The following is a 19,388-nucleotide window of genomic DNA, read 5'->3' on the forward strand; positions in this document are numbered from 1 at the left end:
CACCTGCCGGCATAGCTGGCATGTGGTAGTTTTCGTTCAGCGTGGTGATGTAGTAGTAAACGTTCTCTTGTTTCTCACCGTACATACGTTCCAGACCATCGTGCATGATGACCGCAACTACGTACGCGTAAGACGGATCGTAAGAGATACAGTTCGGGATAGTCAGAGACTGAATGTGGCTGTGGCCATCTTCGTGCTGCAAACCTTCGCCGTTCAGCGTCGTACGACCGGAAGTACCACCGATCAGGAAGCCGCGCGCCTGTTGGTCACCTGCTGCCCAGCACAGGTCGCCGATACGCTGGAACCCGAACATGGAGTAGTAGATGTAGAACGGGATCATCGGCAGGTTGTTGGTGCTGTAAGAGGTCGCAGCCGCCAGCCAGGATGCGCCAGCACCCAGCTCGTTGATACCTTCCTGCAGAATCTGGCCTTTCTCGTCTTCTTTGTAGTACGCAACCTGCTCACGGTCCTGCGGGGTGTACTGCTGGCCGTTCGGGCTGTAAATACCAATCTGACGGAACAGACCTTCCATACCAAAGGTACGCGCTTCATCGGCGATGATCGGCACGAGGCGGTCTTTGATGGATTTATTCTTCAGCATCACGTTCAGGGCACGAACGAACGCGATAGTGGTGGAAATTTCTTTGTTCTGCTCTTCCAGCAGCGGCGCGAAATCTTCCAGGGTCGGCAGCTCTAACTTCTCATCGAAGTTCGGCTGACGGCTCGGCAGGTAACCGTGCAGCGCCTGACGGCGTTCGTGCAGGTACTTGTGCTCTTCGGAGCCTTCCGGGAAGGTGATGTACGGCAGTTTTTCGATATCCGCATCTTCTACCGGCACGTTGAAACGATCGCGGACGTAGCGAACGCCGTCCATGTTCATTTTCTTCACCTGGTGAGCGATGTTTTTACCTTCAGCGGTGTCACCCATGCCGTAACCTTTGATGGTATGGGCGAGGATTACGGTTGCTTTGCCTTTGGTTTCCTGCGCTTTTTTCAGTGCAGCGAAGACTTTCTTCGGATCGTGACCACCGCGGTTCAGGGCCCAGATCTGCTCGTCAGTCCAGTCGGCAACCAGCGCTGCGGTTTCCGGATATTTACCGAAGAAGTGCTCACGCACGTAAGCGCCGTCTTTGGATTTGAAGGTCTGGTAGTCACCGTCAACGGTTTCTTCCATCAGCTGGATCAGTTTACCGCTGGTGTCTTTACGCAGCAGTTCATCCCAACGACCGCCCCAGATAACCTTGATAACGTTCCAGCCAGCGCCCGCGAAGATGCCTTCCAGTTCGTTAATGATTTTGCCATTACCGGTAACCGGGCCGTCGAGGCGCTGCAGGTTACAGTTGATAACAAAGACCAGGTTGTCCAGTTTTTCACGGGTGGCGATGGTGATCGCACCTTTAGATTCTGGTTCGTCCATTTCTCCGTCGCCCAGGAAGGCGTAAACGGTCTGTTTGGAGGTATCTTTCAGGCCACGGTGTTCCAGATATTTCAGGAATTTAGCCTGATAGATTGCGCCGATCGGGCCCAGACCCATAGATACGGTCGGGAACTGCCAGAAGGTCGGCATCAGTTTCGGGTGCGGGTAGGAAGACAGGCCTTTGCCGTGTACTTCCTGACGGAAGTTGTCCATCTGCTCTTCGGTCAGACGGCCTTCCAGGAACGCACGTGCGTACACGCCCGGGGAGATGTGGCCCTGGAAGTACACCAGGTCGCCGCCATCCTGCTCGTTGCGGGCGCGGAAGAAGTGGTTGAAGCAAACTTCGTAGAAGGTCGCAGAAGACTGGAAGGATGCCATGTGGCCGCCCAGCTCGAGGTCTTTTTTAGACGCACGCAGCACGGTCATGATGGCGTTCCAACGGATAGCAGAACGAATACGACGCTCCAGCTCCAGATTGCCCGGGTATTCCGGTTCATCTTCAACGGCAATAGTGTTGACGTAACCGCTAGCACCTGCACCCGCAGCAACCTGAACGCCGCCTTTGCGTGCTTCAGAGAGCAGTTGGTCGATCAGATACTGAGCGCGCTCAACACCTTCTTCACGGATGACCGATTCGATCGCCTGTAGCCAGTCGCGAGTTTCGATCGGATCCACGTCATTGTGTAAACGTTCTGACATGGGTTATTCCTTATCTATCTAGTACGTTGATTTGTCTGGAACCTGTCCCATTGCGCTTTCGTGGGAAAACGCAATAAGACAGGTTCTGCGTTTAGTTGCCGCGCTCTAAAGGCGCATTTCCACATTTTCTGGTCAAACGACTGCCAGAAAAAAGCTTAATCCTTTCGCTGCTGAAGACGGCGTAACGAGCGCTCGCGGCGGCTCTGTTCACGGCTTCTATCCAGCAGAATCTCTTCAATGAAGGCCAGGTGGCGGTGCGAGGCTTCGCGGGCTTGCTCGGGCTCGCCAGCCATGATGGCTTCAAAGATGCTTGTACGATGGTTGCTTACCTGCGGAAGCATCTCCCGGCGGGCGTAGAGCAACTCAAAGTTTTGACGAACATTTTGCGCCAGCATCGGCTCCATACACCGTAGCAGATGAAGCAGCACCACATTGTGAGCGGCTTCAGTGACCGCAATTTGATACTGGACGACGGCGTCAGATTCAGCGTCAAGGTCGCCCGACTGCTGAGCCCGTTCAATGGCCTGATGCAACTCGCGGATACGTACGCGATCTTCATCAGTGCTGCGCAGTGCCGCGTAATAAGCCGCGATACCTTCCAGCGCGTGACGGGTCTCTAGCAGATCAAACTGGGATTCAGGGTGGTCGGACAGTAGCTCTACCAGCGGATCGCTGAAGCTCTGCCATAGGCTGCTTTGAACAAAAGTCCCGCCGCCCTGACGACGAAGCAGGAGCCCTTTGGCTTCGAGGCGTTGAATCGCCTCACGCAGCGAAGGGCGAGAAACGTCGAACTGCTTTGCCAGCTCGCGTTCAGGTGGAAGTTTTTCGCCGGGGCGTAACGTCCCCTCAAGAATCAAAAACTCCAACTGCTGCTCAATCACATCAGAAAGTTTTGGTTGGCGGATTTTGCTGTAGGCCATTGTTCCCTGTCTCTGCCATTAGCCCGGAGTCAATTGGTCTTACCAATTTCAAGTTCGTAGCGCTAAAGTAACAAAGTATTCACCTTATGTCCATACAGGTTTTGATTGAAATCAGTAAACCCGGCACTTTTTAACAACATTACAGAAATGATGTTTCAGAAATGTAACTTTGCACAAAAATCAGCTTTACCTATAAAGAAGTACAATTAACTTAAACCAAACAACATTAAGCAAACTGAACCGTTTCAATTCGGCTATAAATGAATTTTTATTCATATAAATGATTATTAATTCAATAAAATTGTGACATGGACATTTCAGCGCGGCGTGACCGTTGTTGTCTTTTTATCCAATCTGTCATCACTCCTTCATAAAGCAGGTGCATTCCTTCTCGCTTACCACTATTCTGCTCATGACGAAAGAGCCTTACCTCTTTTTAAGAAAAGCTTTTCGTAAACATAACAATACAGAAAACGGAATTTCTTAAGTACATACGCACAACAGCGTCACAATAATAACCACACACGAGGTTTCACAATGGAAGGTCAACAGCAAGGCGCGCAGCTTAAGCGCGGCCTGAAGAACCGCCATATCCAGCTGATCGCTCTGGGCGGCGCTATCGGCACCGGCCTGTTTCTTGGCAGCGCCTCCGTTATTCAATCCGCCGGTCCTGGTATTATTCTCGGCTACGCCATCGCCGGTTTTATTGCCTTTATGATCATGCGCCAGCTGGGCGAAATGGTGGTTGAAGAGCCGGTAGCGGGCTCCTTCAGCCACTTTGCTTATAAGTACTGGGGCAACTTCGCGGGCTTCGCCTCAGGCTGGAACTACTGGGTGCTGTACGTCCTGGTTGCCATGGCGGAACTCACCGCAGTGGGTAAATACATCCAGTTCTGGTATCCCGAGATCCCAACCTGGGCTTCTGCGGCTGCCTTCTTTGTGATTATCAACGCCATCAACCTGACCAACGTTAAAGTGTTCGGTGAGATGGAGTTCTGGTTTGCCATCATCAAGGTTATCGCGGTTATCGCGATGATTCTGTTCGGCGCATGGCTGCTGTTCAGCGGCACCGCTGGCCCGCAGGCGACCGTGCGCAACCTGTGGGAACAGGGCGGCTTCCTGCCGCATGGCTGGACGGGGCTGGTGATGATGATGGCGATAATCATGTTCTCCTTCGGCGGCCTGGAGCTGGTCGGGATTACCGCGGCAGAAGCAGATAACCCGGAGCAGAGCATTCCTAAAGCCACCAACCAGGTTATCTACCGTATCCTGATTTTCTATGTGGGCTCGCTGGCGGTACTGCTCTCGCTGATGCCGTGGACCCGCGTCACCGCAGACGTCAGCCCGTTCGTGCTTATCTTCCATGAACTGGGTGACTCATTCGTGGCGAACGCCCTGAACATCGTGGTTCTGACCGCCGCGCTCTCCGTGTATAACAGCTGCGTCTACTGCAACAGCCGTATGCTTTTCGGTCTGGCGCAGCAGGGCAACGCCCCGAAAGCGCTGCTGAACGTCGACAAACGCGGCGTGCCGGTGAGCTCGATTTTGGTTTCTGCCGTGGTGACTGCGCTGTGCGTGCTGATCAACTACCTGGCACCAGAGTCCGCATTCGGACTGCTGATGGCGCTGGTGGTCTCCGCGTTGGTCATTAACTGGGCGATGATCAGCCTGGCGCACATCAAGTTCCGCAAAGCCAAACAGCAGCAGGGCGTCACCACCCGCTTCCCGGCGCTGTTCTACCCGCTGGGGAACTGGATCTGCCTGGTCTTCATGGCCGCCGTGCTGGTGATTATGGTGATGACCCCGGGCATGGCCATCTCCGTATGGCTGATTCCGGTATGGATTATCATCCTCGGCATTGGCTACATGTTTAAGCAGAAGGCCGCCAAAACCGCCAAAGCCTGATACTCACGGTAGCCCGGCCGAATGAAGTGACGCCGGGACGCCCCCGGAGTCGGCGCTATCGCCCCTCGTCCAGGCTACTCGATTCTCCACAGGCCTCTCCATACGGAGAGGCCTTTTTCCTGATGTTACCTGCTTCACACTTTCCTCTGCGCAGCAACATTATCCATATCAACAACGTTATCCTGCTACGCATTTCCCCCTTTAGCTGGCAATAATCTTCTCCATATAACCCAAAAGAGATCTGGCGATGAACACAAGTAAACTGTCAGTAAAAGAGAAGATTGGTTATGGCATGGGCGACGCGGGATGTAACATCATCTTCGGCGCTATCATGCTGTTCGTTAACTATTTTTACACCGATATTTTTGGTTTAGCGCCGGCGCTGGTTGGCGTACTGCTGCTCTCTATTCGCGTCATCGACGCCGTCACCGACCCGATCATGGGCGCGCTGGCCGACCGTACCCGCAGTAAGTATGGCCGCTTTCGTCCATGGCTGCTGTGGATAGCCTTCCCTTACGCGCTGTTCAGCGTGATGATGTTCACCACGCCGGACTGGAGCTATAGCAGCAAAGTTATCTATGCGTTTGTCACCTATTTCCTGTTATCGATCACCTATACCGCCATCAATATTCCCTACTGCTCGCTGGGTAGCGTGATCACCAACGACCCGAAAGAGCGCGTCGCCTGCCAGTCTTACCGCTTCGTACTGGTCGGTATCGCCACCCTGCTGCTGTCGCTGACGCTGCTGCCGATGGCCGACTGGTTCGGCGGTGAAGACAAAGCGAAAGGCTACCAGATGGCGATGACCGTGCTGGCCTTCATCGGCATGTGTATGTTCCTGTTCTGCTTCGCTACCGTGCGTGAACGCGTCCGCCCGGCGGTACAGACCAACGATGAACTCAAGCAGGATTTAAAAGACGTCTGGAAAAACGACCAGTGGGTGCGCATTCTGCTGCTGACCCTATGCAACGTATGCCCGGGCTTTATCCGCATGGCCGCCACCATGTACTACGTCACCTGGGTGATGGGCGAAAGCACCCATTTCGCCACTATTTTTATCAGCCTGGGCGTGGTCGGCATGATGATCGGCAGTATGCTGGCCAAAGTCTTGACCGACCGCTGGTGTAAACTGCAGGTCTTCTTCTGGACCAACATCGCGCTGGCCATCTTCTCTATCGCCTTCTATTTCTTCGACCCGCATGCCACCGTGCTGATCGTGGTGCTCTACTTCCTGCTGAACGTGCTGCACCAGATCCCGTCTCCGCTGCACTGGTCGCTGATGGCCGACGTGGACGACTACGGCGAGTGGAAAACCGGCAAGCGTATCACCGGCATCAGCTTCTCCGGTAACCTGTTCTTCCTGAAAGTGGGGCTGGCGGTAGCCGGGGCGATGGTCGGCTTCCTGCTCTCCTGGTACGGCTACGACGCGGGTGCGAAAGCGCAAAGCGACACCACCATCAACGGCATTATGCTGCTGTTCACCGTTATTCCTGGCGTGGGCTACCTGATTACCGCCGGCGTCGTGCGTCTGCTGAAGGTTGACCGCAACCTGATGAAACAGATTCAGGAAGACCTGGAAAAACGCCGCAACAACTATCGCGAACTGAATGAATACCAGCAAGAATTGAAAACGACTGAACACGTAAGGAAAGCCTGATGAAGAACTGGCCCAACCCCTTTATTGAGCAACGCGCCGATCCGTTTATTCTGCGCCACAAGGACGCGTACTACTTTATCGCCTCCGTGCCGGAATACGACCGGCTGGAGATCCGCCGCGCCGCCGACCTCGACGGCCTGCGTACCTCAGAGCCGGTGGTGGTCTGGCGCAAGCCGGACACCGGCCCGATGAGCAACCTTATCTGGGCACCGGAGCTGCATTACATTGATAACAAATGGTATATCTACTTCGCTGCCGCCCACACCCGGGCGTTCGACAGCCTGGGGATGTTCCAGCACCGCATGTTCGCGCTGGAGTGCAGCGATGCCGATCCGCTGAGCGGCAAATGGGTTGAGAAAGGCCAGGTCAAAACGCCGTTCGACACCTTCTGCCTCGACGCCACCACCTTCGAACATCAGGGTAAACGCTGGTATCTGTGGGCGCAAAAGTCGCCGGAGATAGCCGGTAACTCCAATCTGTACCTGGCGGAACTGGAAAACCCGTGGACCCTGAAAAGTGAACCGGTAATGCTCAGCAAGCCCGAATTCGACTGGGAATGCCGCGGTTTTCTGGTCAACGAAGGGCCCGCCGTTGTGACCCACGGTGACCGTCTGTTCATCAGCTACTCTGCCAGCGCGACCGATGAAAACTACTGCATGGGACTGCTGTGGATTGATAAAGATGCCGACATGACCAAACCGGAAAACTGGCATAAATCCCCGCAGCCGGTGTTCACCACCAGCTACGAAAACCGCCAGTACGGGCCGGGGCATAACAGCTTTACGCAGACGCCTGAAGGAGAGGATGTGCTGGTTTATCACGCGAGGAATTACACGGAAATTGAAGGTGACCCGCTGTACGACCCGAATCGCCATACGCGCCTGAAGACGGTGCGCTGGAAAGAAGATGGGATGCCTGATTTCGGTATTCCACCAGCAGATACGCTTTAACCCTTTTGCCAGGTGGCGCTGCGCTTACCGGGCCTACAATCTCGTAGGCTGGATAAGTGCAGCGCCATCCGGCAACAAACTACACTAACGTCCCATAAATCGTCAGCAGCGCCATCACCACCACCACCGCATACGACGTCTTCTTCGCCATCGACACCGCCGCCTTTGGCGTTTCCACTTTATCAACGTGCGGCTCGCGGGCCAGCGAATACTGCGCCAGCGTCGTCAGCACCTGATACTGTGAAGTATGGCGGTCGCCCAGCGAAGCAAACCAGGCCGGGAGCGCCTTCTCGCCGTGGCCAATCAGCGCATACACCACGCCAACCAGACGTACGGGAACCCAGTCCACGACGTGCAGAATGGCGTCGATGCCCGATTGCTGGCGCTGGTGCGGCGTCTGGTAGCGTGCCAGCCAGGACTGCCATGAACGCAGGAACGCGTAGCCCATCAGCGCCGCTGGCCCCCAGGATCCGCCCACCACAAACCAGAACAGCGGTGCCAGATAGAAACGGTAGTTAATCCACAGCAGCGCGTTCTGCAATTCACGCAGGAACTCCCGCTCATCGCAGCCCGGCGGGACGCCGTGAATCATCGTCAGTTCACTGGCCATCGCCTCGCGGGCGTGGGCGTCATTGTGTGACGCCGCTTTCAGGTAGGCGTGATAATGCAGCCGAACGCGGCCCGCGCCGATGCACAGCAGCCCCAGCAGGATCCAGAAAATCAGCTGCGGCACGTTAAACAGCAGCCCGTCCAGCGCGCGCTGGATAAGGGCGACCACCGCCATTACCGCCAGGGTCATCACCAACGTGGCGGCCAGCGAATAGTGTTTCACGCGGCGAAACAGCGTCTCCAGACGGTGATCGAGCTGCCAGTGCTCGCCAAGTTTAAACAAGCGCTCGGCGAACAAAACCAGTAGCGTGGTAAACAACGTCATGTCATCTCCTTATCTGACGAGGGGGTGACCAGCGCGCGAAAACGATCCCAGTCAAACGCAGGGCCGGGATCGGTTTTACGCACGGGCGCGATATCACTGTGGCCGGTCATTTTGTCGGCAATGGCGGGATATTCGGCAATGAGCAGTTGGGTGAGCGCCGCCAGCTGCGCATACTGCGCGTCGGTGTAGGCCAGCGTATCGGTGCCTTCCAGCTCAATGCCGATAGAAAAATCGTTACACCGCTCGCGCCCGTGATAACAGGAAACGCCAGCATGCCAGGCGCGTTGATGAAAGGGAACATACTGCACGATCTCGCCGTCACGGCGAATCAGGCAGTGGGCCGACACCCGCAGATGGCAAATTTCCGCGAAGAACGGATCGGCGTTGGGATCGAGCGTGCCGGTAAACAGCGCGTCTATCCACGGGCCTCCAAACTGGCCGGGCGGCAGGCTAATATTATGCACAACCAGCAGCGACGGGGACTCGTCCTCCGGGCGACCATCGTGATGAGGGGACGGCACCTGCCGAACGCCCACCAGCCAGCCCTTATCTAACTGCATTCAGGATCTCCTAAAATATGGTGCTACTTGCTGGTTCAGAGTAGCATGTTTCAATCTTTTGCATCGTTACCAATTTGGAGCTTTATCATGCCGCCTCGCCGCTATAACCCAGACCACCGACGTGACGCGCTACTCGAACGAATCAACCTCGATATCCCTAACGCTGTCGCCCAGGCGCTGCGTGAAGATCTGGGCGGAGAGGTGAACGCACAGAACGATATTACCGCACAACTCTTACCGGAAAAAACACAGTCTCATGCGATCGTTATTACGCGTGAAGACGGCGTATTTTGCGGTAAACGCTGGGTTGAAGAAGTCTTTATTCAACTGGCTGGCGATGACGTCACCCTTACCTGGCACGTTGACGATGGCGATACGGTGGTGGCTAACCAGCCGCTGTTTGAAATTAGCGGCCCGTCGCGCGTTCTGCTGACCGGCGAACGCACCGCGCTGAACTTCGTGCAGACGCTGTCCGGCGTCGCCAGCGAAGTACGTAAGTATGTCGATCTGCTGGAAGGCACTCAAACCCAGCTGCTGGACACCCGCAAAACGCTGCCGGGCCTGCGCACCGCGTTAAAATACGCGGTACTGTGCGGCGGCGGCGCCAATCACCGCCTGGGATTATCCGACGCTTTCCTGATTAAGGAAAACCACATTATTGCCTCCGGCTCCGTACGCCAGGCGGTGGAGAAAGCCTTCTGGCTGCATCCGGACGTACCGGTTGAGGTGGAGGTAGAAACCCTGCAGGAACTGCGCGAAGCGCTGAAAGCCGGCGCCGACATCATCATGCTGGATAACTTCGACACCGAGCAGATGCGTGAAGCAGTGAACATCACCCAGGGGCAGGCTCAGCTGGAAGTCTCCGGCAACGTCACCTTCGACACCATCCGTGAGTTCGCCGAAACCGGCGTCGACTTTATCTCCGTCGGCGCGCTAACCAAGCACGTGCGCGCGCTCGACCTGTCGATGCGCTTCCGCTAACGACTGCCGATGCCCTCCACCGCGAGGGCATTTTTCGATCCCCGTTCCACTTCCCCCTGCATTGCTGCAACTTCAGCAAAAACGCTGGAAGGCAGCTTCCTGAACGCCGTTTCGCCCCTCGCTGACCGCAACCGCCTCTGCCAGAGTAGCGCCAGTTTCAGCAAGGAGCACAACATGAACAGACAGCGCGGATTTACCCTTATCGAACTGATGGTTGTGATCGGCATTATTGCCATCCTCAGCGCCATCGGCATCCCGGCTTATCAGAACTATCTCCGCAAAGCAGCGCTTACCGATATGCTGCAAACCTTCGTCCCCTACCGCACCGCGATCGAACTGTGCGCGCTCGACCACGGCGGGCTGGACAGCTGCGATGCAGGCAGCAACGGCATTCCATCGCCGACCACCACCCGCTACGTTTCGGCGATGAGCGTCGCGCAGGGCACGGTGATCCTGACGGGCCAGGAAAGCCTCAACGGCCTGAGCGTTACCCTCGTCCCCGGCTGGGACAACGCCAACGGCATCACCGGCTGGCAGCGTACCTGCGATATCCAGAACGATGGTGCGCTACAGCAGGCCTGTGAAGACGTTTTCCGCTTTGACGCGCAATAAGCGAGGCGAGACGATGAAACAGGAACAGTTGTTAACGCTATGCCAGCGGCACCACGCGGTGCTGCTCAGCAATGCGGCCGATGAACTGAGCATCGCGGTGGTTGGTTCGCCGGCGGGCGAGCTGATGGATTCGCTCCGCTTCGCCACCCAAAAGCGCATCGATATTGAATGCTGGACTCAGGAGCGGATGGACAAATATCTGCAGCAGCTAACCCCATTATCCCATTCCACGCCGCATGAACAGAGCGATAACGCGGTTGACCTGCTCGACCATCTGCTCAAGCAGGCGCTGGTTCAACGTGCATCCGATATCCATTTTGAGCCAACGGAACACGGGCTGCGCGTGCGGCTGCGGGTAGACGGCGTCCTGCATCCTCTCGCGCCAATCTCATTGCCGCTCATGGCGCCGCTGATTGCCCGGCTCAAGGTGCTCGGTGGCCTGGATATCGCCGAGCGCCGTTTGCCTCAGGATGGGCAGTTCACCATCGACATTGCCGATAAGCCGCTCTCGTTCAGGCTTTCAACGCTCCCCTGCCGCTACGGCGAAAAAGCCGTTCTACGCCTGCTGCATAAGGTCGAACAGGCGCTGGATCTTCAGCGCCTGGGCCTGTCAGACAAAGAGCTCACGCAGCTTCAGTCCGCGCTGAATCAACCGCAGGGGCTGATACTGGTCACCGGGCCCACGGGCAGCGGAAAAACGGTGACGCTCTACAGCGCGCTGCAAAGCCGCAACCGCAACGACATCAATATCTGTAGCGTGGAAGATCCCGTTGAAATTCCGCTTGAGGGGCTGAACCAGACGCAGATCAGCCCGCGGGCGGGGTTAACCTTCCAGAACGTGCTGCGGGCCCTGCTGCGTCAGGATCCGGATATCGTGATGGTGGGAGAAATCCGCGACGGCGAAACGGCAGAGATCGCCATCAAAGCCGCGCAAACCGGCCATCTGGTGCTCTCGACGCTGCACACCAACTCCACCGTCGAAACGCTGGTGCGCCTGGAGCAGATGGGCGTGGCGCGCTGGATGGTGTCATCAGCGCTCTTAATGGTCATCGCGCAGCGGCTGGTGCGTCGGCTCTGTCCGCACTGTCGCCAGATCTCGCCCGGCGAACAACCGCTCCCCAAATCGCTATGGCCGCGCCCGCTGCCGCGCTGGACGGCCCCTGGCTGCCAGCACTGCTACCATGGCTATCAGGGGCGCCTGGCGCTGTTTGAACTTCTGCCGATAACGCCCGAGCTTAGGCAGGGTATCGCCAGCGGCCTCAGCCCGGCCGATCTCCTGCGGCAGGCGCGGGAAACGGGGATGAGCACCCTTTTTGAAAATGGCTGCCGCGCCGTCGAGCAGGGGCTAACCACGCAGGAAGAACTGCTGCGCGTACTGGGGTTGCCGCACGATGCGTGAACAGTTATGGCACTGGCGCGGGCTTGACGCTAGCGGCGCGGAACATCGTGGCACGCTATGGGCCCGCCATCGGCCCGCCGCGCTGATGGCCCTCGCCCAGCAGAACATTATTGCCCTCTCGCTGAAACGGCGGGCGGTGAACGCATCGCTATGGCGAGCGCAGCACAGCTGTGCGGTGATAAGCCAGCTGGCAACGCTTTTGCAGGCTGGCCTGACCCTATCGGACAGCCTGGCGCTCCTCGGCCAGCAGCACCCCGCACCGCAGTGGCGCGCCCTGCTGACCACGCTGGCTGGCCGCCTAGCGCAAGGGGTGACGCTATCGGAAGGGCTAAAATCGTGGCCGCAGGCATTTCCCCCGCTGTATCTGGCGATGATCCGCACCGGAGAAATCACCGGCAAGCTTGAACACTGTTGCCTGGCACTCTCTCAGCAGCAGAAAGCCCAGCTGCTGCTGACGGCTAAGGTGAAAAAAGCGCTGCGCTATCCGCTGATTATTCTGTCGCTGGCCGTGCTGGTAGTGGTAGCGATGGTCAGCTTCGTCCTGCCGGAATTTACCGCCATCTACCGCACCTTCAACACGCCGTTGCCCGCGCTTACGCTGGCCGTCATGGCGAGCGCCGCCTTTATTGAGCGGTGGTGTATTCCCCTGTTAGCCCTGCTGCTGTTGCCCGCCGGGCTAAGCGCCGCGTTAAAAAACCACCCGCCATGGCAACGCTTTCGCCAGCGGATGCTGCTCGCGCTGCCGATTATGGGCAAGCTCTGGCGCGGGCAAATGCTCAGCCAGATTTTTACCGTCCTGTCGCTGACTCAGCGCGCCGGGATTGCCTTTTTGCAGGGGCTGGAAACCGTCGAAGAAACGCTCACCTGCCCGTGGTGGCGTGAGGTCATCGCCCGCCTGCACCACGACGTCGCGCAGGGCAGCACCATCTGGCAGGCGATGGAAAACAGCCACGTGTTTACGCCACTGTGTATACAGCTGGTGAGAACGGGAGAAGCGTCGGGGGCACTGGATGAAATGCTGGAGAATCTGGCGCGGCATCATAACGACAGCACGCAGAATCTGGCGGAAAACCTGACGTCGATGCTGGAGCCGCTGCTGTTGATCGTCACGGGGTTAATCATTGGGACGCTGGTGGTGGCAATGTATCTGCCCATTTTTCATCTGGGCGATGCCATCAGCGGAGCGGGGTAACGCTGGCGCACGCGGCGCCAGCGTGGAGGGATTACAGACTGTTGAACACGCGGTTCTCTTGTTCCTGCACCCGGATAAAGGTGGTGCGTTTGGTCAGCTCTTTCAGACGAGAGGCACCGACGTAGGTGCACGCAGAACGCAGGCCGCCAAGAATATCACGCGCAGTGTTATCTACCGGGCCACGCAGCGGCAGCTTCACGGTTTTACCTTCTGCCGCGCGATACTGCGCAACGCCGCCGACGTGGCGCTTCATCGCAGACTCGGAGCTCATGCCGTAGAACAGCATGAATTTCTCGCCGTTCTCTTCAACGATGACACCGCCGCTTTCGTCGTGGCCAGCCAGCATACCGCCCAGCATCACGAAATCGGCACCGCCGCCAAACGCTTTGGCTACGTCACCCGGCATGGTGCAGCCGCCGTCGCTGACGATCTGGCCGCCAAGGCCGTGCGCCGCATCGGCACATTCAATTACGGCGGACAGCTGCGGATAGCCGACGCCCGTTTTCACGCGGGTGGTGCACACGGAGCCAGGGCCGATGCCCACTTTAACGATATCCGCGCCGGACAGAATCAGCTCTTCGCACATTTCGCCAGTAACCACGTTGCCAGCACAGATGGTTTTGGTCGGCCACGCTTCGCGCGCTTTTGCCACGAACTGCACGAAATGCTCGGAGTAGCCGTTAGCCACGTCGATGCACACGAAGTTCAGCGTCGGATTCTGCTTCAGGATCTGCTGCGTTTTTTCAAAGTCAGCGTCGGAGGTGCCGGTAGAGACCATCACGTGCTTGAGCACGTCTTCAGACTCGGCTTGTACAAAGGCATTCCACTCTTCAACGCTATAGTGCTTGTGCACAGCGGTAAGGATACCGAAAGAGGCGAGTGCTTTTGCCATTCCGAAAGTACCCACAGAGTCCATATTCGCAGCGATAATCGGCACGCCTGACCAGCGTTGGCCTGAATGTTTAAAGGTGAATTCGCGTTCCAGTTCAACATCGGAACGGCTTTTAAGAGTAGAGCGTTTAGGGCGGATAAGAACGTCTTTGAAACCTAACTTCAGATCTTCTTCGATACGCTTGTGAGAATTCCTGGGGTTAATGGCATTTAAATTGAGAGCACAACTCCAGTAATGCAATCATACGCACTAATCAGGTCTTCGCAAGACTGCGATTTTCACTTTTTTTAAGCTACAATCCCATAAATTTACCTGGCGAATAGTACCGTGCATCATTGATTCACTCGCATTGGGCTGCCAGTTTTTTAACCAAATGATTTTCATACTAAAATTCCAGGGCTCAGCGGTATGACTTACACAGTGGCGTTAACGGGCGGCATCGGCAGCGGCAAAAGCACGGTCGCGGATGCGTTTTCTTGCCTGGGAATTAACGTGATTGATGCCGATATTCTTGCCCGTCAGGTTGTCGAACCCGGTACGCCGGCATTGGCCGCCATTGCCGAACGCTTCGGCCAGCACATTCTTACCGAGGAAGGCGCGCTCAACCGCCGGGCGCTGCGCGAACGTATTTTCGCTCAGCCCGAGGATAAAGCCTGGCTGAACGCCCTCCTGCATCCCTTGATTCAACAGGAAACCCAGCGTCAGCTCCGTCAGGCCACCTCGCCTTACGTGCTCTGGGTGGTTCCACTGCTGGTAGAAAACAAACTTCACGCACGAGCCGATCGGGTACTGGTGGTTGACGTATCGCGCGAAACCCAGCTTCTTCGTACCATGCAGCGCGACAACGTGTCGCGTGAGCATGCAGAACATATTCTTGCTGCCCAGGCCACGCGCGAAGCGCGTCTGGCCGTGGCTGACGACGTTATTAATAACAACGGCACACCAGATGCCATCGCATCGGATGTCGCTCGCCTTCACGCGCACTATCTTGAGCTCGCGGCACAGGCTGTATCACAGGAAAAATCGTAATGCACACCCACATCCTTTTTGAGCATCCGCTAAATGAAAAAATGCGTACCTGGCTGCGTATTGAATTTCTGACTGAGCAATTGCATGCCAATTTACCCATCAGGGATCACGCCAGCGCGCTGCATTTTTTTCGTAACGTCGGGGATTTGCTGGATGTGTTCGAACGCGGCGATATCCGTACCGAGCTGCTCAAAGAGTTGGAGCGCCAGCAGCGCAAACTGAACGCCTGGAGCGAAGTCCCGGGCGTTGACCTCAGCCGGATCGAGGCCCTGCGTCAACAGCTGAAAAACAGCAGCAGCATCCTGATGGCCGCGCCGCGCATCGGGCAGTTCCTGCGGGAAGACCGACTGATTGCGCTGGTTCGTCAGCGTCTGAGCATTCCGGGCGGCTGCTGCAGCTTCGACCTGCCAACGCTGCATATCTGGCTGAACGCTAAACAGCACCAGCGCGATGCGCTGGTGGAGACCTGGCTGGCAAGCCTGGAGCCGCTGAATCAGGCGTTAACGTTAATTCTCGATCTGGTGCGCAACTCCGCGCAGTTCCGCAAGCAAACCAGCCTCAACGGCTTTTACCAGGACAACGGTGAAGACGCCGATCTGCTGCGCCTGAAGCTCGAACTGAGCTCGCAGCTTTACCCACAGATCTCCGGCCACAAGAGCCGCTTTGCTATCCGCTTTATGCCGCTGGACAGCGAGCACGGCGTGGTGCCAGAGCGTCTGGATTTTGAACTGGCGTGCTGCTAAGGAGAGAAGATGTCTGACGTCATTACGGTAAACTGCCCCACCTGCAACAAACCTGTTATCTGGGGTGAACAAAGCCCTTATCGCCCATTTTGCTCTAAACGCTGCCAGCTGATTGACCTTGGCGAATGGGCGGCGGAGGAGAAACGCATTCCAAGCAGCGGCGATCTCTCCGACAGCGATGACTGGAGCGAAGAACAGCAGTAATCCCGGAGTCCTCCCCGGAGTCGGTGCTATCGCACCTCGTCCGGGCTACCCGCACCACGCAACCCCGACGGAACTACGTAGCCCGGCCGAGCGCAGCGACGCCGGGAACAGCCCGGCGTCGTATTATCAACCCGCTATCAACTTCTCAATCACCGGCACGTTCGCCGGCGGGAATTCGTCCGCCACTAAATCCTGTTGCGCAACCCAGCGTCCCGGCTGCCCTTCTTTACCCCACGGCTCTCCTTCCCAGCTGTCAACCAGCCAGAACCACAGCGTAATGTGGCGATCGGGGAACTGATATTCCAGCTTATCAAACGGTTGCAGCGAGGTAGTCACGATCCCCACTTCTTCCTGCAGTTCGCGGATCACCGCCTCCTGCGGCGATTCTCCCGCCTCAATTTTACCGCCGGGAAACTCCCATTTATGCGCCATGTGCGCGTCGGCGGCGCGCTGGGTGATATAGATTTCACCGGCGGCATTGCGAATGATGCCGACGGATATTTGCAGTATTTTCATTTTGTCTTATCCATAAAAAAGGCGCAGAAGTCTGCGCCTTTTGTCTTTTTATCAGAACCTTAGCTCAAACGGCCGTGGCACTGTTTGTATTTTTTACCGGAACCGCAAGGGCACGGATCGTTACGACCCACTTTGCGGTCGCCGGTCTGCGCGGCCAGATCCTGCGCAACGGCTTCGTCATCGCTCTGATGGCTCAGCTGCTGCATTTGCGCCAGGCGCTCAGCTTCTTCGCGACGCTGCTGTTCCATGGCTTCCACTTCTTCCGGCATACGCACCTGAACCTTGCTCAGGGTGCTGATCACTTCATACTTCAGCGATTCCAGCATAGCAGCAAACATGGAGAAGGATTCGCGTTTGTACTCCTGCTTCGGATCCTTCTGCGCATAGCCACGCAGGTGGATACCCTGACGCAGGTAGTCCATCGCCGCCAGGTGCTCTTTCCACAGCGAGTCGAGGGTTTGCAGCATCACGCCTTTTTCGAAGTGACGCATCATTTCCGCACCAACCACTTCTTCTTTACGCTGGTAGACTTCGACGGCGCTGGCCAGAATACGCTCGCGCAGCGTCTCTTCGTGCAGCTCCGGCTCTTTGTCCAGCCATTCGGAAATCGGCAGCTCGAGGTCGAAGTCATTTTTCAGACGTTCCTGCAGGCCCGGAATATCCCACATCTCTTCCAGCGACTGCGGCGGAATGTGCGCGTCGATAGTCGCTTTAAACACATCTTCACGAATGCTGTTGATGGTTTCGCTTACGTCGGTCACATCCAGCAGTTCGTTACGCTGAGTGTAGATAGCGCGACGCTGGTCGTTGGCCACGTCATCGTATTCCAGCAGCTGCTTACGAATATCGAAGTTGCGGCTTTCCACTTTGCGCTGTGCGTTGGCAATTGCTTTGGTGACCCACGGGTGCTCGATGGCTTCGCCCGGTTTCATCCCCAGCTTACGCATCATGCCGGACACGCGGTCAGAGGCGAAGATACGCATCAGGGCATCTTCCATCGACAGGTAGAAGCGAGAAGAACCCGCATCGCCCTGACGACCGGAACGGCCGCGCAGCTGGTTATCGATACGACGAGATTCGTGACGTTCGGTACCAATGATGTGCAAGCCGCCAGCCGCCAGCACCGCGTCGTGACGCACCTGCCAGTCGGCTTTGATTTGCGCAATCTGTTCCGGCGTCGGATCTTCCAGATGCGCAACTTCCGCCTGCCAGCTACCGCCGAGCATAATATCGGTACCACGGCCCGCCATGTTGGTGGCGATAGTGACCGCCGCCGGGTAGCCCGCCTGCGCGACGATGTCCGCTTCGCTGGCGTGGAATTTGGCGTTCAGAACGTTATGTTTGATACCCGCTTTGGTCAGCTCGTGGGAGACCACTTCGGATTTCTCGATAGAGATAGTCCCCACCAGCACCGGCTGGCCTTTCGCGGTACGCTCTTTGATATCTTCGATGATGGCCTGGATTTTTTCCGCTTCGGTCATGTAGACCAGGTCCGGCATATCTTTACGGATCATCGGACGGTTGGTCGGCACGACCACGGTATCCAGCTTGTAGATGGAGCTGAATTCAAACGCTTCGGTGTCTGCCGTACCGGTCATACCGGCCAGCTTCTCGTACAGACGGAAGTAGTTCTGGAAGGTGATGGACGCCAGCGTCTGGTTTTCGTTCTGAATATCAACGCCTTCTTTGGCTTCAACGGCCTGGTGCAGACCATCGGACCAGCGACGACCCTGCATGGTACGACCGGTGTGTTCATCGACGATAATAACTTCGCCATCTTTGACAATGTAGTCAACGTCGCGGGTGAACAGCACGTGGGCGCGCAGCGCAGCGGTAACGTGGTGCATCAGCATGATGTTGCCCGGAGAGTACAGCGACTCGCCTTCGTCCATGATGCCTTCCTGTACCAGCAGCTCTTCAATCAGCACCAGACCGCGTTCGGTCAGGTTAACCTGACGCGCTTTTTCGTCCACGGAGAAGTGGCCTTCGCCCTGGAAGGTGTCGGAATCTTCCTTCTCCTGGCGCACCAGGTGAGGGATGATTTTGTTCACTTTTTTGTACATTTCCGAGCTGTCTTCAGCCGGGCCGGAAATGATCAGCGGCGTACGCGCTTCATCGATCAGGATGGAGTCAACTTCATCGACCAGCGCATAGTGCAGTTTACGCTGTACGCGCTCTTCCGGGCTGAACGCCATGTTGTCGCGCAGGTAGTCAAAGCCGTATTCGTTGTTGGTACCGTAGGTGATGTCGGCGTTGTAGGCTTCGCGCTTCGCAGGCGCCGGCAGGCCAGACATGTTGATGCCGACGGTCATACCGAGGAATTCAAACAGCGGGCGGTTATTTTCGGCGTCACGCTGGGCCAGATAGTCGTTGACGGTCACCACATGCACGCCCTTGCCGGACAGCGCGTTCAGGTAAGCCGGCAGCGTTGCGGTCAGGGTTTTACCTTCACCGGTACGCATTTCCGCGATGCAGCGGTCGTTCAGTACCATGCCGCCCAGCAGCTGTACGTCGAAGTGACGCATGCCGAACACGCGTTTACTGGCTTCACGCACCACGGCAAACGCTTCGGGGATCAGGCTTTCAACGGTTTCGCCTTTTTCGATGCGCGCGCGGAATTCATTGGTTTTCGCTTTCAGCTCTTCATCGGAGAGTTTTTCCATCTCCGGTTCCATCGCGTTAATGACGGTGACGGCTTTACGCATACGGCGCAGGGTACGGTCGTTACGACTACCAAAAACTTTGGTCAATAATTTGATTAACATAATAAAATCTCAA

General features: G+C 56.8%; 17 protein-coding genes. 10 read left to right on the forward strand and 7 right to left on the reverse strand.

Going from position 1 to position 19,388, the window contains the following annotated elements:
• Together aceE and pdhR are read right to left on the reverse strand one after the other, a co-directional pair.
• A partial coding sequence (gene aceE / locus ACK5JN_RS23160) for a pyruvate dehydrogenase (acetyl-transferring), homodimeric type (protein ID WP_416872295.1) occupies window positions 1–2,116 on the reverse strand: 2,116 nt, incomplete at its 3' end.
• A 155-nt stretch (window positions 2,117–2,271) separates the two neighbouring features.
• The gene (pdhR, locus tag ACK5JN_RS23165) at window positions 2,272–3,036 is read right to left on the reverse strand and encodes a pyruvate dehydrogenase complex transcriptional repressor PdhR (protein ID WP_416872296.1); all 765 of its coding nucleotides are present in this window, start codon (window positions 3,034–3,036) and stop codon (window positions 2,272–2,274) included.
• 537 nt (window positions 3,037–3,573) lie between these two features.
• Between pdhR and aroP the strand changes: the two genes are divergently transcribed.
• The 3 genes from aroP to ACK5JN_RS23180 all read left to right on the forward strand — a co-directional run bounded on the left by aroP (window position 3,574) and on the right by ACK5JN_RS23180 (window position 7,548).
• The gene (aroP, locus tag ACK5JN_RS23170; RefSeq protein ID WP_416872297.1) at window positions 3,574–4,941 is read left to right on the forward strand and encodes an aromatic amino acid transporter AroP; all 1,368 of its coding nucleotides are present in this window, start codon (window positions 3,574–3,576) and stop codon (window positions 4,939–4,941) included.
• Window positions 4,942–5,188: 247 nt separating this feature from the next.
• Window positions 5,189–6,598 (forward strand): glycoside-pentoside-hexuronide (GPH):cation symporter, encoded by a 1,410-nt coding sequence (locus ACK5JN_RS23175; protein WP_416872298.1) that lies wholly within the window; start codon window positions 5,189–5,191, stop codon window positions 6,596–6,598.
• The gene (locus tag ACK5JN_RS23180; protein WP_416872299.1) at window positions 6,598–7,548 is read left to right on the forward strand and encodes a family 43 glycosylhydrolase; all 951 of its coding nucleotides are present in this window, start codon (window positions 6,598–6,600) and stop codon (window positions 7,546–7,548) included. Before ACK5JN_RS23175 ends, ACK5JN_RS23180 begins: the two co-directional genes overlap by 1 nt.
• A gap of 79 nt (window positions 7,549–7,627) precedes the next feature.
• Here the strand turns inward: ACK5JN_RS23180 and ampE are convergent, their stop codons facing one another.
• Together ampE and ampD are read right to left on the reverse strand one after the other, a co-directional pair.
• On the reverse strand, window positions 7,628–8,482 hold the full coding sequence (ampE, locus tag ACK5JN_RS23185; RefSeq protein WP_416872300.1) for a beta-lactamase regulator AmpE: 855 nt from the start codon (window positions 8,480–8,482) through the stop codon (window positions 7,628–7,630).
• The gene (ampD, locus tag ACK5JN_RS23190; protein ID WP_416872301.1) at window positions 8,479–9,042 is read right to left on the reverse strand and encodes a 1,6-anhydro-N-acetylmuramyl-L-alanine amidase AmpD; all 564 of its coding nucleotides are present in this window, start codon (window positions 9,040–9,042) and stop codon (window positions 8,479–8,481) included. The genes ampE and ampD overlap by 4 nt, the downstream gene beginning before the upstream one ends.
• A gap of 87 nt (window positions 9,043–9,129) precedes the next feature.
• Here ampD and nadC point away from each other — a divergent pair, with 87 nt between their 5' ends.
• The 4 genes from nadC to hofC all read left to right on the forward strand — a co-directional run bounded on the left by nadC (window position 9,130) and on the right by hofC (window position 13,226).
• Window positions 9,130–10,023, forward strand: coding sequence for a carboxylating nicotinate-nucleotide diphosphorylase (gene nadC, locus ACK5JN_RS23195; protein ID WP_416872302.1), 894 nt, complete (start codon window positions 9,130–9,132; stop codon window positions 10,021–10,023).
• A 174-nt stretch (window positions 10,024–10,197) separates the two neighbouring features.
• Window positions 10,198–10,635 carry a prepilin peptidase-dependent pilin gene (ppdD, locus tag ACK5JN_RS23200; RefSeq protein WP_416872303.1) on the forward strand — a complete coding sequence of 146 codons (438 nt, stop codon included), beginning with the start codon at window positions 10,198–10,200 and terminating at the stop codon, window positions 10,633–10,635.
• Between the two features lie 13 nt (window positions 10,636–10,648).
• Window positions 10,649–12,034: a type II secretion system protein GspE gene (gspE, locus tag ACK5JN_RS23205; protein ID WP_416872304.1), complete on the forward strand. Its 1,386-nt coding sequence runs from the start codon at window positions 10,649–10,651 to the stop codon at window positions 12,032–12,034.
• Window positions 12,027–13,226, forward strand: coding sequence for a protein transport protein HofC (gene hofC / locus ACK5JN_RS23210; protein WP_416872305.1), 1,200 nt, complete (start codon window positions 12,027–12,029; stop codon window positions 13,224–13,226). The genes gspE and hofC overlap by 8 nt, the downstream gene beginning before the upstream one ends.
• Window positions 13,227–13,257: 31 nt before the next feature.
• On the opposite strand, the gene ACK5JN_RS23215 is transcribed toward hofC, so the two are convergent.
• Window positions 13,258–14,322 carry a GMP reductase gene (locus ACK5JN_RS23215; RefSeq protein ID WP_416872318.1) on the reverse strand — a complete coding sequence of 355 codons (1,065 nt, stop codon included), beginning with the start codon at window positions 14,320–14,322 and terminating at the stop codon, window positions 13,258–13,260.
• Between the two features lie 204 nt (window positions 14,323–14,526).
• On the opposite strand from ACK5JN_RS23215, the gene coaE reads away from it, so the two are divergent.
• Genes coaE through yacG form a run of 3 tightly spaced genes read left to right on the forward strand, consistent with a single transcriptional unit; the run spans window position 14,527 to window position 16,094 of the window.
• Window positions 14,527–15,147, forward strand: a complete 621-nt coding sequence (gene coaE, locus ACK5JN_RS23220; protein ID WP_416872306.1) for a dephospho-CoA kinase — start codon at window positions 14,527–14,529, stop codon at window positions 15,145–15,147.
• Window positions 15,147–15,890: a cell division protein ZapD gene (gene zapD / locus ACK5JN_RS23225; RefSeq protein ID WP_416872307.1), complete on the forward strand. Its 744-nt coding sequence runs from the start codon at window positions 15,147–15,149 to the stop codon at window positions 15,888–15,890. The genes coaE and zapD overlap by 1 nt, the downstream gene beginning before the upstream one ends.
• Before the next feature lie 9 nt (window positions 15,891–15,899).
• Window positions 15,900–16,094 carry a DNA gyrase inhibitor YacG gene (gene yacG, locus ACK5JN_RS23230; RefSeq protein WP_416872308.1) on the forward strand — a complete coding sequence of 65 codons (195 nt, stop codon included), beginning with the start codon at window positions 15,900–15,902 and terminating at the stop codon, window positions 16,092–16,094.
• A gap of 126 nt (window positions 16,095–16,220) precedes the next feature.
• Here the strand turns inward: yacG and mutT are convergent, their stop codons facing one another.
• Both mutT and secA read right to left on the reverse strand, forming a co-directional pair.
• Complete coding sequence (gene mutT, locus ACK5JN_RS23235) at window positions 16,221–16,610, reverse strand: 8-oxo-dGTP diphosphatase MutT (RefSeq protein WP_064547452.1); 390 nt, start codon at window positions 16,608–16,610, stop codon at window positions 16,221–16,223.
• A gap of 59 nt (window positions 16,611–16,669) precedes the next feature.
• Window positions 16,670–19,375, reverse strand: a complete 2,706-nt coding sequence (secA, locus tag ACK5JN_RS23240; protein WP_416872309.1) for a preprotein translocase subunit SecA — start codon at window positions 19,373–19,375, stop codon at window positions 16,670–16,672.
• Between the last annotated feature and the right edge of the window lie 13 nt (window positions 19,376–19,388).

Source organism: Kluyvera sp. (genome assembly GCF_047971185.1).
In the GTDB taxonomy this organism is placed as follows: domain Bacteria; phylum Pseudomonadota; class Gammaproteobacteria; order Enterobacterales; family Enterobacteriaceae; genus Kluyvera.

Bases quoted from the DNA above. Each gene is read 5' to 3' on its own strand.
- pdhR (WP_416872296.1), bottom strand. From the start codon at position 3,036: ATGGCCTACAGCAAAATCCGCCAACCAAAACTTTCTGATGTGATTGAG.
- aroP (WP_416872297.1), top strand. From the start codon at position 3,574: ATGGAAGGTCAACAGCAAGGCGCGCAGCTTAAGCGCGGCCTGAAGAAC.
- ACK5JN_RS23175 (WP_416872298.1), top strand. From the start codon at position 5,189: ATGAACACAAGTAAACTGTCAGTAAAAGAGAAGATTGGTTATGGCATG.
- ACK5JN_RS23180 (WP_416872299.1), top strand. From the start codon at position 6,598: ATGAAGAACTGGCCCAACCCCTTTATTGAGCAACGCGCCGATCCGTTT.
- ampE (WP_416872300.1), bottom strand. From the start codon at position 8,482: ATGACGTTGTTTACCACGCTACTGGTTTTGTTCGCCGAGCGCTTGTTT.
- ampD (WP_416872301.1), bottom strand. From the start codon at position 9,042: ATGCAGTTAGATAAGGGCTGGCTGGTGGGCGTTCGGCAGGTGCCGTCC.
- nadC (WP_416872302.1), top strand. From the start codon at position 9,130: ATGCCGCCTCGCCGCTATAACCCAGACCACCGACGTGACGCGCTACTC.
- ppdD (WP_416872303.1), top strand. From the start codon at position 10,198: ATGAACAGACAGCGCGGATTTACCCTTATCGAACTGATGGTTGTGATC.
- gspE (WP_416872304.1), top strand. From the start codon at position 10,649: ATGAAACAGGAACAGTTGTTAACGCTATGCCAGCGGCACCACGCGGTG.
- hofC (WP_416872305.1), top strand. From the start codon at position 12,027: ATGCGTGAACAGTTATGGCACTGGCGCGGGCTTGACGCTAGCGGCGCG.
- coaE (WP_416872306.1), top strand. From the start codon at position 14,527: ATGACTTACACAGTGGCGTTAACGGGCGGCATCGGCAGCGGCAAAAGC.
- zapD (WP_416872307.1), top strand. From the start codon at position 15,147: ATGCACACCCACATCCTTTTTGAGCATCCGCTAAATGAAAAAATGCGT.
- yacG (WP_416872308.1), top strand. From the start codon at position 15,900: ATGTCTGACGTCATTACGGTAAACTGCCCCACCTGCAACAAACCTGTT.
- mutT (WP_064547452.1), bottom strand. From the start codon at position 16,610: ATGAAAATACTGCAAATATCCGTCGGCATCATTCGCAATGCCGCCGGT.
- secA (WP_416872309.1), bottom strand. From the start codon at position 19,375: ATGTTAATCAAATTATTGACCAAAGTTTTTGGTAGTCGTAACGACCGT.